This is a genomic window from Acidobacteriota bacterium (genome assembly GCA_018268895.1).
Classification (GTDB): Bacteria; Acidobacteriota; Terriglobia; order Terriglobales; family Acidobacteriaceae; genus Edaphobacter.
This window is the reverse complement of record JAFDVP010000007.1, coordinates 679,146-694,538: the sequence shown is the minus strand read 5'-3', so window position 1 is coordinate 694,538 and position 15,393 is coordinate 679,146. Positions and strand designations below refer to the sequence as shown.

Below are 15,393 nucleotides of genomic sequence, written 5' to 3'. Positions count from 1 at the left end.
ATTTTTCCCACAGGCCGTCTGCATTCGTCACATTCTTTCCCGCAAGTGGTTTAGAACGTTGAATCAATATCAACCACTTTTGTTTGTCAGCGAATCGAGTAGCGCTCGCGTCTCTTCCAGGACAACGTCCGCCTTCGCACTCGTCAACGGCCAGCGCAACACGCCCTGCGGCGTAAACTGCGCGCCGCGTTTCGTGTTGCGGCTCACCAGCTTCATCAACACGCCGGGATCGACGCTGTTGGCATTGCTCTGCGCCGCGCCGTCGCGCTCCGCGAACTTCACATGCAGCATCTCGACGAAGGTCTTCACCTTGTTCTGCTCGACCTGCGTGCGCTTGCGGTCGATCAGTGCGACGCCAAGCTGCTGTGCCATCAGACGAATCTCGCCTGCCGCAAGCAGGTTCTCGACGGACTCAGGCGGCTCTCCGTAGCGATCCTTGAGTTCTGCCCGCACATCGGCCAGCATCGACACGTCCTCCGCGCCGGCAATCTTCTTGTACATCCGCAGACGCTGGTTCTCCTCCGGGATGTAGTCCGCGTCGATACGCACGCTGATGCCCAGGTTGACCTGCGTATCGGCGTGCGCGGGCTTGTCCTCTTCGCCCTTGATCTTGCGCACAGCCTCTTCGAGCATCGACGTGTACATCTCGAAGCCGATGGCTTCGATGTGTCCCGACTGCTCGCCGCCGAGCATGTTGCCTGCACCGCGCAGCTCCAGATCGAGCGCTGCGATCTTGAAACCTGCGCCAAGGTCCGAGAACTCCTTCAATGCCGCAAGGCGGCGGCGCGCAATCTCCGTCAGCTCCTGCTCCGGCGGAATCAGCAGATACGCATACGCGCGGCGGTTCGAGCGCCCCACACGACCGCGCAACTGATAAAGTTCGCTCAATCCGTGGCGATCTGCGCGGTTGATGACGATCGTGTTCGCAAGCGGAATGTCTAGCCCGTTCTCGATGATCGATGTCGCCACCAGCACGTCGTACTCGTGATTCATAAAGGCGAGCATCACGCGCTCCAGCTCCGCCTCCGGCAACTGTCCGTGGCCCACGACGATGCGCGCCTGCGGCACCAGTTCTCGTATCTTCGCGGCGATGTCGTAGATCGTCTCCACGCGGTTGTGCACGAAGTACGCCTGCCCGCCGCGCTCCAGCTCCACCTCGATGGCCGTGCGCACCAGCTTCTCGTCGAACTTCGCGACGATGGTCTGGATCGCCATGCGGTCCTTCGGCGGCGTCTCGATAACGCTCATGTCCCTCAACCCGATCAGCGACATATGCAGTGTGCGCGGAATCGGCGTCGCCGACATGCTCAACACATCGATGGCCGTGCGCATGTGCTTCAGCCGCTCCTTATGGCGCACGCCGAAGCGCTGCTCCTCGTCGACCACCAGCAGGCCGAGGTCCTGAAACTTCAGGTCCTTCGACAGGATGCGGTGTGTGCCGATCAGGATGTCGATCTTGCCCTCGGCGGCCTTCTCCAGAATCTCCTTCTGCTCCTTTGGAGTCCTAAAGCGCGAAATCATCTCGACCGTGACCGGGAAGTTCGCGAATCGGCGCTTGAAGCTCTCGTAGTGTTGAAAGCTGAGCACCGTCGTCGGCGTCAGCACCGCCACTTGCTTCGAGTCCTGCACTGCCTTGAAGGCCGCGCGCATGGCGACCTCGGTCTTGCCGTAGCCCACGTCACCGCACAGCAGGCGGTCCATCGGCTGCGTCGACTCCATGTCCTGCTTGATGTCGGCGATGGCGTTCAACTGGTCGTCGGTCTCGTTGAAGTCGAAAGCGTCCTCAAACTCGCGCTGCATGTTGGTGTCGGGCGAAAAGGGCATGCCCTGCGTGGCCTCGCGCTGGGCATAGAGCTTCAGCAGCTCCGCGGCCATGTCGGCCATCGCCTTCTTTACGCGCGCCTTGGTCTTCTGCCATCCCTGCGAGCCGAGCTTGTTCAACACAGGCGCGGGGCCCGTCTCGGTTGAGCGATACTTCTGGATCAGGTCGAGCCGCGTCAGCGGAACATACAGCTTCGCCTCGTCGGCGAACTCCAGGATCATCAGCTCGAGCGGAGGCTGACCGTTCTCCTCGATCACGCGCAGCCCCATGTAGCGCGCGATGCCGTGCTCCACATGCACGACGTAGTCGCCGACTGCGAGGTCGCGAAAGTCGGAGATGAACGCCGCCGCCTTCGACTTCGCTCGCCGCACCGGACGCGCCGTGACGTCGGCTTCGTCCGAGAGGTCCTGTGCGCCGAAGACGACAATCTGCCGCGCCGTCGTCTTGTCCTGGTCGAGTATCTGCACGCCCGCCGCAATCGCCGTCTTGACGATCACCGGCGTGCGCAGGTCACCCGCCAGATAGCTCGACTCCGAGTACACCGTCGACGAGCCATGCTGCTCCGTGCGCGACCCCAGGCGATACGGTACCTGATACTCCTGCAACAGTCCGGCCAGCCGCTCCACCTCACCCTGGTTCGGCGCGGTCAGCAGAATGCGTGCCTCCTGCCGCATCAAAGACTGCAAGGCTTCGATCATCGCCGGGATCGAACCATGAAAACGCTGCGTGGGCCGCGTCGAAAACTCGATCTCTGAAAGCTCGTTGCGCTCGGCATCGAGAACATCCACTGCGCCTAGCTGGTCAAGGTCGCAGCCCGTCGTGCGGCGCAGCCGGTCCTCAAGCTCCCACGGCGACAGATAGATGTCCTCCGCGCGCACCAGCGAGCCGATGCCCGAGCGCTCGTGCCTCTGCTCCACCTTGTTCCACCAGCGCTCGCCCTGGTTCTTCACCATCGCCGGCTCTTCGACGAAGACGCGCGTCGACGGACCCAGCAAATCGAGCAGGGTGCTCTTCGCGCCCGCAACCGGCGCGAAAAACTCCCAGCCGGGGAATACTGTTGCCTCACCCGTACGCGTAGCAACGTGCGTCTGCAACTCCACCGGCTCCTCGCCACCCTCAAGTGCGGCGCCTGCAACACCAGCACGTGTAAGCCGCGCATTGATCGCGCCAAGCAGCTTCTCCGTCACAGGAGTTTCGGTCAGCGGCAGCAGCAGCGCGCGATCCAACGAAGAGCTGCTTCGCTGCGTCTCCGGATCGAACCGGCGAATCGACTCAATCTCATCGCCAAAGAAATCGATACGCACCGGGCTGTCCTGCTCCGGCGAGTACACATCGATGATGCCGCCGCGAATCGTCACCTGGCCTGGCATCTCCACAACATCGACCTTCGTATAGCCGACGGAGAGCAGATGCTCCACCAGCATCTCCGGCAGATGCTCCTCGCCCACGCGCAGGTCGAGCGCAAGCGCGGCATAGTAGCCGCGATCGAAGAGCTTCATGCAGGCCGATTCGATGGGAGCGATCACCAGCCGCGGCGTTCGCGCCTTGTGCGCGCATATCTTCCACAGAGCCGACGCGCGCGTCTCCTGAATCTCCGGGTGCGGCGAAAGATTTTCAAATGGAAGTACGTCATGCGAGGGAAGGCGCAGCACCTGCGACGGTTCAAGCGCGCCCGTCAACGCGCACGTCTCGAGCGCCGCCGCATGAAGCGCCTCTGCCGATTTGTTGTCCGAAACAACGATCAGCGCCGGGGCCTCGGCCGCGCGCACGAAGTACGGCAGATACAGTGCGCGAGCCGTCACCGTCAGCCCGGAGACACGACGACGCCCCGATCCGGCGCTCAGATGACGCCGTACACGCTCAAAAGCATCAGTATGCTCCAACTCCGCAAGCAGTTCGCGGACGAACGGTAAAACCATGCTGTCCTTGATTTTAGTTGAAGCCGCAGAGCCAGAACTGCCCGCGCGGGCGTATTATCTCGCCGCCGCATTTTTGTAAGCCGCGGTGCTGCCCGCGCAACCGGGTTGAGCGAGTGCTTCGGACAGCATGTCTTTTGCGGAGGTTCGAAGAATGAGTATCTGGACGAAAGGCATCATCGTCGCCGTCATTGGTGTGCTCCCGCTTCTTGAAGGGTGCACACGCCACTCCAAGAGCGAGCGCTACTACCTGGTAACCGTCAATGTCGACCTTCCTTACTGGAAGACCGCCGCTGAGGGCTTCCAGAAAGCCGCAGCCGACTACGGCGTCACCTCCGATGTGCGCGGCCCGCGTAACTTCGACCCACAGGCCGAGGTGCAGGAGTTCCGCTCCGTCGTCGCCTCCAAACCCTCCGGCATCCTTGTCTCGGTAACAGACGCAACCCTCCTGACTCCTGAGATCGATGCAGCGATCGCCGCCGGGGTCCCCGTCATCACCATGGATTCAGACGCACCAGCCAGCAAGCGCCTCTACTTCATCGGCACCAACAATCTCCAGGCAGGCCGCCTTGGCGGACAGCGGGCAGCGGCTGTTCTTAATGGCAAAGGCAACGTCGTCTTCTTCACCATGCCCGGCCAACCCAATCTCGACGAACGTCTCAAGGGCTACAAGGACGTCTTCAGCAACTTCCCTAACATCAAAATCATCGAGGTCTTCGACATGAAGGGCGACTCCGGCGTCGCCATGGACAAGGCCCAGCAATACCTGGCGCGCAAGGACAAGGACCGCATCGACGCCTTCATCTGCCTGCAATCCTCTGCTGGAAAGGACGTGGGTGAGGCCATTCGCCGCGCCAAAGCTGACGGCGATCCCGGCCGCCTGCTGATCGCGATGGACACCGACGTTGCCACCCTGCAACTGGTCAAGGACGGCATCATCGACTCCACCATCTCGCAAAAGCCCTACACCATGGCGCTTGTCGGCCTCCGTGCGCTCGACAATCTGCATCACTACCCGGTAAAGATGGGCGAGGATTACGACCTCGACCCGTTCTCGCCCTTCCCCTCCTTCGTCGACACCGGCGTCTCGCTCGTCGACAAGAGCAATGTCAACTCGATCCTCACCCGCAAGGAGTCCTCAGGCCCGCAGTAGATACTCGCCTCTCGTCACTTGATAAAATCAAGATGACCATGTCGACCGCCACCGCGCTCTCACCCGAGGTCCTCGCCAAATACCAGCCCGTCATCGGGCTCGAGGTCCACGTTCAGCTCCTCACACAGACCAAGGCCTTCTGCGGCTGCGTGAACCAGTACGGTGGCGAACCAAACACCCACGTGTGCCCGACCTGTCTCGGCCTGCCCGGAGCACTGCCCGTGCTCAACCGCCAGGCCGTCGAGTACGCCGTGCTCGCGGCCAAGGCCATCAACTGCGAGATTCGCGAGACCAGCATCTTCTCGCGTAAAAACTACTTCTACCCCGACTCGCCCAAGGCCTACCAGATCTCGCAGTTCGACAAGCCCATCGCCGAGCACGGCTGGATCGACGTCCCTGCCTTCGACGCGGCAGGCGCGCCCATCACCAAGCGCATTGGCGTCACTCGCCTGCACATGGAAGAGGATGCCGGTAAGAGCCTGCACGACGGCTTTGCCGACTCTATCAACCGCACCTACATCGACCTCAACCGCTGCGGAACGCCGCTGGTCGAGATCGTCTCCGAACCCGACCTGCGCACACCCGACGAGGTCTTCGAGTACCTCACCAAGTTGAAAGAGATACTGCTCTACACCGGCGTCTCCGACTGCAACATGGAAGAGGGTTCGCTGCGCTGTGACGCGAACGTAAGCGTGATGCTCAAGGGCGCAAAGCAGTTCGGCACCAAAGCCGAGGTCAAGAACGTCAACAGCTTCCGCTTCATTCGCTCTGCGGTGCAGTACGAGATCGAGCGCCAGATCGGCGTGCTCGAAGACGGCGGCCGCGTCGTGCAGGAGTCGCGTTTGTGGAACTCCGGCGAAGGCCGCACCTACTCCATGCGCTCCAAGGAGCAGGCCCACGACTACCGCTACTTCCCCGAGCCCGACCTTCCGCCGCTTGTTGTTGGCTCCGAATGGCAGGCCGAGATCATCGCGCGCATGCCTGAGCTTCCTGAGGCACGCCGCGCACGCATGATCGCCGAATACGAGATCAGCGAACAGGACGCAGCCACGCTGACCGCCACGCAGTCCTTCGCCGACACCTTCGAGGTCGCCGCCAAGAAGGCAAAGTCGCCGCGCCGCGTCGCCGCCCTGCTTACTACTGAACTCACGATGCGCCTGCGTTTGAAGGGCCTCGAACTCGCCCAATCCCCCGTGACGATGGACGGTCTCGTTATGGCCGCCGACCTTCTCGAAGCAGGCACCATCAGCTCCAGGCAGCTCAAGCAGCTACTCGATACTGCCTTTGAGAACAACGAGGACTTCGCCGCCGTCTACGAGCGCGAGAAGCCGCAGCAGATCTCCGACACCGGCGCGATCGAAAAGATGATTGACGAGGTCATCGCCGCGAATCCCAAACAGGTGGAGCAGTACAAGGGCGGCAAGAAGACCGTCTCCGCCTTCTTCGTCGGCCAGGTCATGCGACTCTCCAAGGGCCAGGCCAATCCGGCACTGCTCAACGAGCTTGTAACTAAAAAACTGGACGCACAGTAAATCGGGTGCCCCATCCTTCGCGCAGTGAAGAGTGGGAATGTAAAACACTCAAACGACCACCAGCTGGGTGCCCCATCTTCGGCGCGGTTTCATCGCGACTAAGGTGGGCATTCGAGCGAAGCTCGAACCGCTTTGCTTAAGGGCACGGCTTCAGCCGTGCCACAAATTTCAAATAAGTGAGGGGCTTCAGCCCCTGAGGGCATTGCCCGCACGGCGAAGAACGTACCTCAGCGGCTGAAGCCGATTTCTTGTACTTAGTCTTTCGGCACGGCTAAAGAGCCTGTCCTGAGCGAAGTCGAATGGATGCCCTCAAGCAAGGCATACAACAGCACAATAAAGACAGTTCCCCCAAGCGTGGTATCCCAACCTTCCCCCTGCCTTGCTACGATTCCCACATACGATTCTGCATCGAAGGAATTCATGACTCAGAAAATCCGCAAAGCCGTCTTCCCCGCCGCGGGCCTCGGCACCCGCTTCCTCCCCGCCACCAAAGCCATCCCCAAGGAGATGCTCTGTCTCGTCGACAAGCCGCTGATCCAGTACGGCGTCGAAGAGGCCGTAGCGGCAGGCTGCACCGAGATCATCCTCGTCTCCAGCCGCGGCAAGGCCTGCATGGAAGACCACTTCGACCGAGCGCCCGAGCTTGAAGCCTCACTCGCCGCAAAGAACAAGACCGCGCTGCTCGAGGTCGCCAAATCCGTCACGAAGCTGGCCAAGATCACCGTCACGCGCCAGGCCGAACCGCTCGGCCTCGGCCACGCCGTTCTCATGGCGAAAGAAATCGTGGGCAACGAGCCCTTCTGCGTCATCCTGCCCGACGACATCGTCGACGCGAAGACCGCCTGCATGAAGCAGATGGTCGAGGCTTTCGAGGCCACCGGCTCGTCGATCCTCGGCTCCGAAGTCGTCGAAGGCGCAGCCATCCAGAACTACGGCTGCCTCAAGGTCACGCCCGACGCGAAGAACCCGCGCCTGCTCAAGGTCTCCGACATGGTCGAGAAGCCCAGGCCCGAAGAGGCACCGTCGCAGAACGCCATCATCGGCCGCTACATCCTCACACCGCGCATCTTCGAGATGCTCGAAACCATCACCCCCGGCGCAGGCGGAGAGCTACAACTCACCGACGGCATCAAGGCCCTGCTCAAGCACGAGAACGTCTACGGCTTCACCTACGAGGGCAAGCGCCACGACGCCGGAGACAAGCTCGGCTTCCTGAAGGCCACTGTCGAGTTCGGCCTCAAGAACGAAAAGCTCGGCGCGGACTTCAAGGCGTGGCTCAAGCAGTTCCCGCTGTAAGCATCAATATCAGAACTCACACGAAACCCAACCACTCCCTCGGCCCTCGGCAAGACACTCCTAAAGAGTTGTCATCCCGAGCGAAGCCGAGGGATCTGCTTTTTGCCTGTGATCCCACAGAAGCCATTGAGCCCATTTACATCTACACCACCTAGACCTTTACGATTTTCCCCATTGATACCAACAGTTTCTTTTTGTTCATGTGCATGTTGCTTGAATTGTTCTCTCTCTTCCACCACAGAGCCTCACCTAAAGATGCGTCCGGAACCTTCGCGAACCCTTTACGCCTCTTCGCAATCGTCGCAGACTCTGCCGCAAAGGCAAGGTCGTCAATTTCTTCACTGTCCTTTGCTTTAGTTACTAAGACAAGCGCATCTTTCATTGGTCTTCGTTCAGTCTGATGTTGTCGTTGTTTTGAACGAGGTATATTTTTCCGACTAGATTTATCGTTTTCACCATACATATTTCGACCATCCTTCTTCAGGCTGGCTAGCTTCTTGTCCTGCGGACTTTTTACCTTGCTCATGACGCTACCATTATCCCGAAGAAATAGAGAATCTCAAGCAAATTCGATCCACGAAACAATTGCCAGGAGCACCGATGAAATCCTTCAACGAACAAAGCGCCACTCAATTTCTCAAAGACATTCGCAAGCCTCTGCTCTCGCTGCACAAGTCCATCCTCGATCACGAGCGCGCAGCGTATGAAAAGGCCGTCGGACCAGTCACGCCCGCAGCGTTTCTGCAGCAATTGCTCAGCGGAGCCGACTTTCGCTGGATCGCTCCGCTTTCAACGGCAATCACGAGCATCGATGAGCTCCTCGACGATGAGAAGGTAACCGCCGAGGAGAAGATCGCCGGAGCACAGGCCATCGCCTCGCTCTTCGCAGCAGACGCACCCGACAACGCCTTCCGCCAGCGCTACCTGCCGTTGTTGCAGGAGAGCCCGTCCATCCTCCACGAGCATGGACGAGTCGTTCAGGCATTGCGCAGCGTCGAGTAGAATCCGCGGTCTATCGTCTCCCCGCGCAAAACGCTGTATCTTCTTTCTGCATCACACAGATGAGGGAAATTCCCGACGGAGAAAGAAGCATGTCGAAAGATTCGAAGAAGAAGAACGGCGCTTTCACCCGCGAGAAGCTGGTAGCGCTCCTCAACCAGGACCTTGAGCGCGAATACCAGGCCATCATCGGCTACGTCAACTACTCGCAGGTGCTCAAGGGAGCGGCCTACATGAACATCGCCGGGGAGCTCGAAGTCCACGCCGGTGAAGAGCTCGCACACGCGCTAAAGCTCAGCTACTGGATCGACAACCTCGGCGGTATGCCTGCCGTCACTCCCAAGTCCGTGAAGACCTCCAACAAGGCCGAAGAGATGCTGCGCTTCGACCTCGAAGCCGAGAAGGAGACCATCCGCAACTACCGCCGCCGCGTCAAGCAGGCCGACGAGCTCAACCAGTTCGCCCTCGGCGAAGATCTGCGCGAGATCCTGCGCGACGAGCAGGACCACCTCAACGCACTCGCCACCGCGCTCGGCATCGATACCCCCGACCCTGGCATCGCCGACTGATTGCTTCATCAATTTGGTTTGGAGTCGAAGAACCGGGTACCCCATTCATGCGGCTTCATCGCATGAGTGGGGCATTCGAACGCAGCTCGAACCGCCTTCTCCCGTGCGAGAAGCCCTAAAACGTAAACGCCACGCCCAGCGTAAACCGCTCTTTGATGAACTTCCTCTCCGGCCCCACGCGGATCACGTCCGTGGTGTAAGTCTCATCGAGCGCATTGGGGTCGTAGTCCTCGTAGCTGTTCGCGATGATGTCCGGGTTCTTCGCCCACGTCTCACGCCAGTCCGCGCGAAGCATCATCCTCGGCGTCACCCGGTACTTAACGCCGCCTCCATATTGCAAACCGAAGTGGAAGATGCCGCCGCCGTCCAGGGGAGGCGTATTGCCGAAGTCGAACGCCGCCTTGAACAGGCCGATGTTCTTCAACCCCAGCGTATAAACGCCAGCCGGCTTCTTCAGCGGAGCGCCATTCAACGCAACGAGCTGAAGCACCGGCCCCACCGCAGCATATGGCCGCCAGCGCGATGCCGGCCGCGTGGGATGAATCAGCAGGTTGTACTCAAACTGTCGTGTCACCAGACCGATACGTTCTGCTTCGAGATCTGTTTCGTCGAAGGTGGCGGTTTGACCAGCAGGGATAGCAACGTTCAATAGCGCGAGCTGATATTTGACCTGCTGGCGAAAGTACGAAAACTCGTTGGAAAAATGCTTCCAGCTATTCACCGTTACCGAACCGCCCGCCGCCCATCCGTCGCCAACCTCATCTGCCATGAAGAGAAAATAGGTGGGATTCGTCGGCACCGAGGAGGTCTCAATCACGCCCACGGCCGACAGATAGCTGGACCGCATGTGCACATAGCCGCCCTCAAGCGCAAACTCGTAGCGCGGAGGGTCCCACTTGTGGTCTTCCTTCGCCTTTGCAATCGCGGCCAGATCTTCCGGGCTTGGCGCTGAGCCAGGCGACTCGCCCGGCTTTCGTCGCTGTAGACCCGGATTCGAGCCGAACCCCTTGTAGTCCGAACCCGAAGCATCTGTCTTGCGCCACGCTCCCGTGTCCGGCGGAAGTTCGCTCTCGTTTTTGAAGTAGTTGCGCGCCGCGAAGCCGCCCGCGATCCCCTGGTACACCAGATTGCCGCGATACAGGCTGTTGCGGATGATCAGCGCCGTATTGCGCGTCGAGCGTTGCATACGGTTCGGCGCAGGGGCCGGTGTCTCCGGCGTCGTCACCGGGTTCTCGCAGCTGCTGATCTTCAGCACCGCCGCTTCGCCATCCGTCAGCAGACGATCGCCGGTCGAGTTGTACGCATCGCGCGGCACCCACGGACGATCCACCATGTCCAGGCTCTCCACGCAGCCCGTATACATCAGGTCGTTCACCACCTTCGACCGCTCGTTGTCGATGTGCTGGTCGATCACGTGGATGAACGTCTTCTGCTTGCGCGAAAACGCGATGCCGATGTCCTGCGTCGACGACGACGTCAGAACTGTCTGCCCATCGTACTTGTCGTCGGTTGGGAAGACACGAAGATGATGGCGCGACGAGAACGTGTTCGTCGTCTTGCTCAGCGTGAACAGCGGCGGCCGCTCGTCGAGCAGCAGCACCGACATCGGTGCCTGCGTGTAGGTCTGGTTGCCGGTCAGCGTCTTCACCGTGCGGAAGGTCGACCCGGCGTACAACTCGTCGGTATGCACCCATCCGGCCGCGGCAAACGCGCGTTGCAAAGCGTCCGGCTTGCCGATAAACACCAGGTTCGTCAGGTCCGAGACCTTGTTCGACCCCTTCGTCCGCGTGCGATACGGCAGCGTCTTGACGAACGCCTGAAGCTCCTCGCGTCCCTGCGCGTTCTTCTCCATCGGCAGCACCGACGGAGGATAGACCGTCGACGTAATCAGCGGCTTCACGTTCTCCAGCAGCAGCTCCGTGCCGCCGTGATACAGAATCTCCGGCTCGGCCACTCCAAGCACCGCCGGCCCCGACGCCGACGCGAAGATGTACGCAATCGGATCAACCCCCGCGAACGACAGGACGCCGTTCTCCACCGAGCTGCCGATCGTCCCCGTCGACCGTATTCCCTGGATCTTTCCCTGCTCGTTGACCTTCTCCTGCGCGTTCTCCACAGAGAACACGCGCATGTCGGTCTCAAGCGCATGGCCGTCCGGCGTCGTCACCTTCGTCCACTTGATTGTCAGCGAGGCCGTCTCATGCTTGAAGCCCCAGCCGGTGCTGTTCGCCTGCGTCACCGTGCCCTCGAAGTGCGACCCCGCCGGCACCATGATCTCGCCATCCACCACGACCGGCGTGATCGACACTGCCTTCACCGTGTCGCCCTCGTGCGTCGACCGCGACGACAGCTCCTGCGTCAGCCGTATGCCGAAACGCTGCCCCGCCGGAACGCCCTTGACCGGAGTCAGATCGGCAACCGGCACAGCATAGGTCGCCTTCAGGCCAAAGAGATTGATCAACTCCCCGTTCGTACGCCAGCGGCCTTTGGCAATCGAACCGTTCTCCAGCTCGACCATGGCGTCGCCATTCGGAAAGACCTGGAGGTACTTCGGTGCGGTCTGTGCGGTTTGCGGCGGAGCATAGATCTCGTGGAGCTCGGTCCCCAGCAGCACGCCGACCTTCGCCGTCTTCGACACACCCGCCTGCGCAAAACTCAGCGTCCGGTCACTATGAAATTCAGGAGAGGTTGCGTTCAAAAGCAGCCCCGGAATCGCCTGGTCGTCGCCGACCACGACCGATGGAGAACCCTCCGGTTGCTCTATTCCGCTCAACGCAAAGGCCCAGCGGTCGTCGGTCTCTTTCGTCTCGACAACCGAACCCGACGCGAACGGCACTCTCCCCAGCACGCGCCTGCGTCCGCTGGCAAGATCGTAGTAGCGCAGGATGTACTGCTTCGCCACCTGCCCCTTGGCGGGCTGCAACACCAGGATCAGCGCACCCGCATCACCCCGGACCCGCCACGCCGCCACAGCGTGCGGCGCAATCTTGCGGACCTTGCCCTTCTTCTCTCCCGGCATCTGCGCTTCGCCGTCTTCATGGCCCGGCTTGCGCACAATCGTGATCGGAGCCAGCGGAGTCTCTGCTGCGGTTGCGACCGCAGACGCCCCCGCTTGCTGCACTGTGGGCTTCTGCGCCCAGGCGATTGGAACCATCAGAAGGCCGAGCAGCAGGTACTGACACGTCTGCATGTTGCTCAGCGCAAGACAACCCGACCGCCACAGCATATGGCCTCACGAGACTGTAGTTTTGAAAGACGGAGAGACGGCAGTATAGCCCCTGCCGTTCCTCTGCATCATAACCCAGCGCTTTCTCGCTTCGATTGATCTGCTTTGGCTTACCGGCCGCTGTCAGGCGTTGACCCGCTGCGCGAAGACACCCGAGAAGGCGCTGCGCACGCCGCTGAAGACGACGAGCCAGAGCACTGTCGCAAACAGCGCCATCGGCAGCCCCTCGGGCGCAAGAAACGCATGGAAGCACACAATGTTCACAATCACCGGCCCAAGCAGGATGAGGGCCAGAGGAACATACCGGTTCGCAAGCAGCAGAATGCCTCCCACCAGTTGCACCAGAAAGACCACAACAAGGTAGTGGGAGACAAACAGCGCTCCCATGTACTGTCCGGCGAGGCCCGCGGGGGGCTGCATCGGAATAAAGTGCAGGAACCCGTTCGCCCCAAAGACGGTGAACAGAAGCCCCAGCAACACGCGCGAAATCGTAACGGCGATCTTCATTTCTCTCTCCTCAATCGAACCCGGCTACCGGCCGGGTACCGGGTTCCCCATTCATGACGCGGTTTTATCGCGGCATGAGTGGACATTCGAGCGAACCTCGAACCGCTTTGTTAAGGGCACGGCTTCAGCCGTGCCGTCCTGCTTTGGAAGAGGTAAGGGGCTAGCCCCTGAGGTCAGCTCCTCATGCAAACGATGACCTCAGCAACTGAAGCCGCTCTCCTCGCTGGAGCTTCGACACGGCTAAAGCCGTGTCCTTAAACAAAACTGATACAAACAACCCTTTACGCCGCCAGCTCTCGCACCTGCTCCAGGGTTGGCTTCAGAAACTCGCCGCGCTCGACCGCGCCCATCATCACCTTGGCCGCGCCGCCCGCAGTGATGAACGCCACATCGGTAATTCCAAGAAACCCGAGCACCGCGCGAAGATATGGCTCGACGAAGTTCATCGCCGCGCCGGGAGTTCCCTCGCTGTACACGCCGCCACTCGCAACCAGTACCGTCGCCTTCTTGCCCTTTAGCAGACCCTCCGGCCCGTTTGCGCCGTAGGCGAAGGTCTTGCCGCGACGCGCCACCTGGTCGATCCAGAGCTTCAGCACAGCGGGGACGCCAAAGTTGTGCATCGCCGCTCCAATCACGATCTCGTCGGCCTGTTGCAGCTCGGCGATCAACTGGTCCGAGAGGGCAAGCACCTGCTTCTGCTCGGCGGTCTGGGCGTCGTCCGGGGTGTATGCCGCGCCGACCCAGCTCTGGTCGATCGGCCGGGCAGGATCGGCGGCAAGGTCACGTTCGATCACCTGTCCACTTGGGTTTTTCGCCCTCCAGGCGAGGACATATTCCCGGCTCAACTCCCGCGTAATGGAGCTTTGAAGTGGGCTTGAATCGATATGAAGTAACGTTGACATCGTAGTGCTCCTTTTTAACGACATAAGACGTCTAACCGACTAACGTCGTATTACAGAGAAGTAGACGACACTCGTTGGTTGTTCGATTCTTTTTCTCTCTGATAGCCTCTAATAGGGAGGAGCCAGGATGCCGATCTCAGATTGTGAAGTTCGCGACCCCCGCATTCGGAGGACCCGTCATGCCCTTCAGGGATCTCTGCGCGAGCTGATGCAGACAAAGAGCTTCGACGAGATCTCTGTCCAGGACATCACCGACCTGGCCGACGTGAACCGCGCCACCTTCTACGACCACTACAACGACAAGTTCGCCCTGCTCGACGCCATGGTGGCCGGAGGCTTCCATAAGTTGTTGGCAGAGCGCAACATCATGTTCGACGGTACCTGTCCATCGGCCGCCAGCGCGATCATCCTGGCCACCTGCGACTACCTGACCTCCACCCATGCCAGCGCCGACTGCAACCGAAATAGCGCCTTTGAGCCGCTTATGGAGGCAGGCATTGTGGCCGCCATTCAGCGCACACTCCTTAGAGGTATTAAGGACAAAGCCGCTCCCGAGGGCCTCACACCGGAGATCGTAGCCACGACAGCAGCCTGGGCGATTTACGGCGCAGTCAAACAGTGGTTCTACACCCCCAACCATGCCCCTGCCGTCGAGGCAGTGCAGCCGCTGCTGTCGCTGATCTTCCCGGTCCTGACGAAGGTTGTTTCTCCGTCGGATGAGCCGATAGAAGTTCACCTGACGGCTCAGTAAACGCCAACCACGGATTTTCCCTTATAAATCCAACAGGTTGGCTTTGTTTGAATCTTTATCTTGATATCAAGCATCTTTATATCAAGATACATGACAACGCCAACACAACACGAACAGGACCTGAGCGGCATGCACCTCTGGCTGCTTCTCTGGAAGGCATCGCGGGCGGTTGAGGCACACTCCGCCCGCAGCATTGCGCGCTTCGATATGGGTATCAGCGACTTTGGCGTTCTCGAAGCGCTGCTGCACAAGGGGCCGCTGACGGTAAAGCAGCTCGGCGAGAAGGTTCTGCTGACCAGCGGCTCGATGACCGCTGCGGTCGACCGGCTTATCAAGCGTGGGCTGGTGACGCGGTGCGACGACGAAAAAGACCGCCGCGCCCGCATTATCCAGCTCACCGGCAAGGGCAAGGAGACGATCTCGGAGGCTTTTGCGCAGCACCGGCTGGCGATGGAGCGGGCTGTCGGGAACTTCACCCAGCAGGAGAGAGTGGAGCTTCTTCCTCTGTTGCGACGTCTGGGGCGCACGGCGGAAGAGAATTTTTAGTTCTTCACCCGGCATCCTGCAAACCCACCTTAGCGACGAAGAAGCCGTCGCGAAGATGGGGCACCCGCTCGTATCCCACCCTTGCTGCGCAAGGATGGGGCGCCCGGATGATTACGGCTCGATAAAGTTTTGAACGCTACACAACGCACCACGCACATGAAGTGGCGCCCCCGT

At 60.4% G+C, this 15,393-nt stretch carries 12 protein-coding genes; 7 read left to right on the top strand and 5 right to left on the bottom strand.

The window, feature by feature from the left end:
* Nucleotides 1–69: 69 nt before the first annotated feature.
* The gene (mfd, locus tag JSS95_10520) at nucleotides 70–3,741 is read right to left on the bottom strand and encodes a transcription-repair coupling factor (protein MBS1800249.1); all 3,672 of its coding nucleotides are present in this window, start codon (nucleotides 3,739–3,741) and stop codon (nucleotides 70–72) included.
* 151 nt (nucleotides 3,742–3,892) lie between these two features.
* On the opposite strand from mfd, the gene JSS95_10515 reads away from it, so the two are divergent.
* From JSS95_10515 to galU, 3 genes are all read left to right on the top strand, one after another.
* Nucleotides 3,893–4,891, top strand: a complete 999-nt coding sequence (locus tag JSS95_10515; protein MBS1800248.1) for a substrate-binding domain-containing protein — start codon at nucleotides 3,893–3,895, stop codon at nucleotides 4,889–4,891.
* 38 nt (nucleotides 4,892–4,929) lie between these two features.
* Nucleotides 4,930–6,423: an Asp-tRNA(Asn)/Glu-tRNA(Gln) amidotransferase subunit GatB gene (gene gatB, locus JSS95_10510; GenBank protein ID MBS1800247.1), complete on the top strand. Its 1,494-nt coding sequence runs from the start codon at nucleotides 4,930–4,932 to the stop codon at nucleotides 6,421–6,423.
* 420 nt (nucleotides 6,424–6,843) lie between these two features.
* Complete coding sequence (galU, locus tag JSS95_10505) at nucleotides 6,844–7,719, top strand: UTP--glucose-1-phosphate uridylyltransferase GalU (GenBank protein ID MBS1800246.1); 876 nt, start codon at nucleotides 6,844–6,846, stop codon at nucleotides 7,717–7,719.
* A 151-nt stretch (nucleotides 7,720–7,870) separates the two neighbouring features.
* On the opposite strand, the gene JSS95_10500 is transcribed toward galU, so the two are convergent.
* A complete protein-coding gene (locus tag JSS95_10500) occupies nucleotides 7,871–8,245 on the bottom strand; it encodes a hypothetical protein (GenBank protein ID MBS1800245.1) in 375 nt (124 codons plus the stop codon).
* A gap of 74 nt (nucleotides 8,246–8,319) precedes the next feature.
* Here JSS95_10500 and JSS95_10495 point away from each other — a divergent pair, with 74 nt between their 5' ends.
* Both JSS95_10495 and JSS95_10490 read left to right on the top strand, forming a co-directional pair.
* Entirely contained in the window at nucleotides 8,320–8,721 is a 402-nt protein-coding gene (locus tag JSS95_10495; GenBank protein ID MBS1800244.1) for a hypothetical protein, read from the top strand.
* Between the two features lie 89 nt (nucleotides 8,722–8,810).
* Nucleotides 8,811–9,287, top strand: a complete 477-nt coding sequence (locus JSS95_10490) for a ferritin-like domain-containing protein (GenBank protein ID MBS1800243.1) — start codon at nucleotides 8,811–8,813, stop codon at nucleotides 9,285–9,287.
* 115 nt (nucleotides 9,288–9,402) lie between these two features.
* Here the strand turns inward: JSS95_10490 and JSS95_10485 are convergent, their stop codons facing one another.
* The 3 genes from JSS95_10485 to JSS95_10475 form a co-directional block, all read right to left on the bottom strand.
* On the bottom strand, nucleotides 9,403–12,477 hold the full coding sequence (locus JSS95_10485) for an LssY C-terminal domain-containing protein (protein MBS1800242.1): 3,075 nt from the start codon (nucleotides 12,475–12,477) through the stop codon (nucleotides 9,403–9,405).
* Nucleotides 12,478–12,636: 159 nt separating this feature from the next.
* Nucleotides 12,637–13,020 (bottom strand): hypothetical protein, encoded by a 384-nt coding sequence (locus JSS95_10480; protein ID MBS1800241.1) that lies wholly within the window; start codon nucleotides 13,018–13,020, stop codon nucleotides 12,637–12,639.
* A 281-nt stretch (nucleotides 13,021–13,301) separates the two neighbouring features.
* Nucleotides 13,302–13,922, bottom strand: a complete 621-nt coding sequence (locus JSS95_10475; protein MBS1800240.1) for an NAD(P)H-dependent oxidoreductase — start codon at nucleotides 13,920–13,922, stop codon at nucleotides 13,302–13,304.
* Nucleotides 13,923–14,049: 127 nt separating this feature from the next.
* Here JSS95_10475 and JSS95_10470 point away from each other — a divergent pair, with 127 nt between their 5' ends.
* Both JSS95_10470 and JSS95_10465 read left to right on the top strand, forming a co-directional pair.
* The gene (locus JSS95_10470) at nucleotides 14,050–14,673 is read left to right on the top strand and encodes a TetR family transcriptional regulator (GenBank protein MBS1800239.1); all 624 of its coding nucleotides are present in this window, start codon (nucleotides 14,050–14,052) and stop codon (nucleotides 14,671–14,673) included.
* 90 nt (nucleotides 14,674–14,763) lie between these two features.
* Entirely contained in the window at nucleotides 14,764–15,219 is a 456-nt protein-coding gene (locus tag JSS95_10465) for a MarR family transcriptional regulator (protein ID MBS1800238.1), read from the top strand.
* The last annotated feature ends 174 nt before the right edge of the window (nucleotides 15,220–15,393 follow it).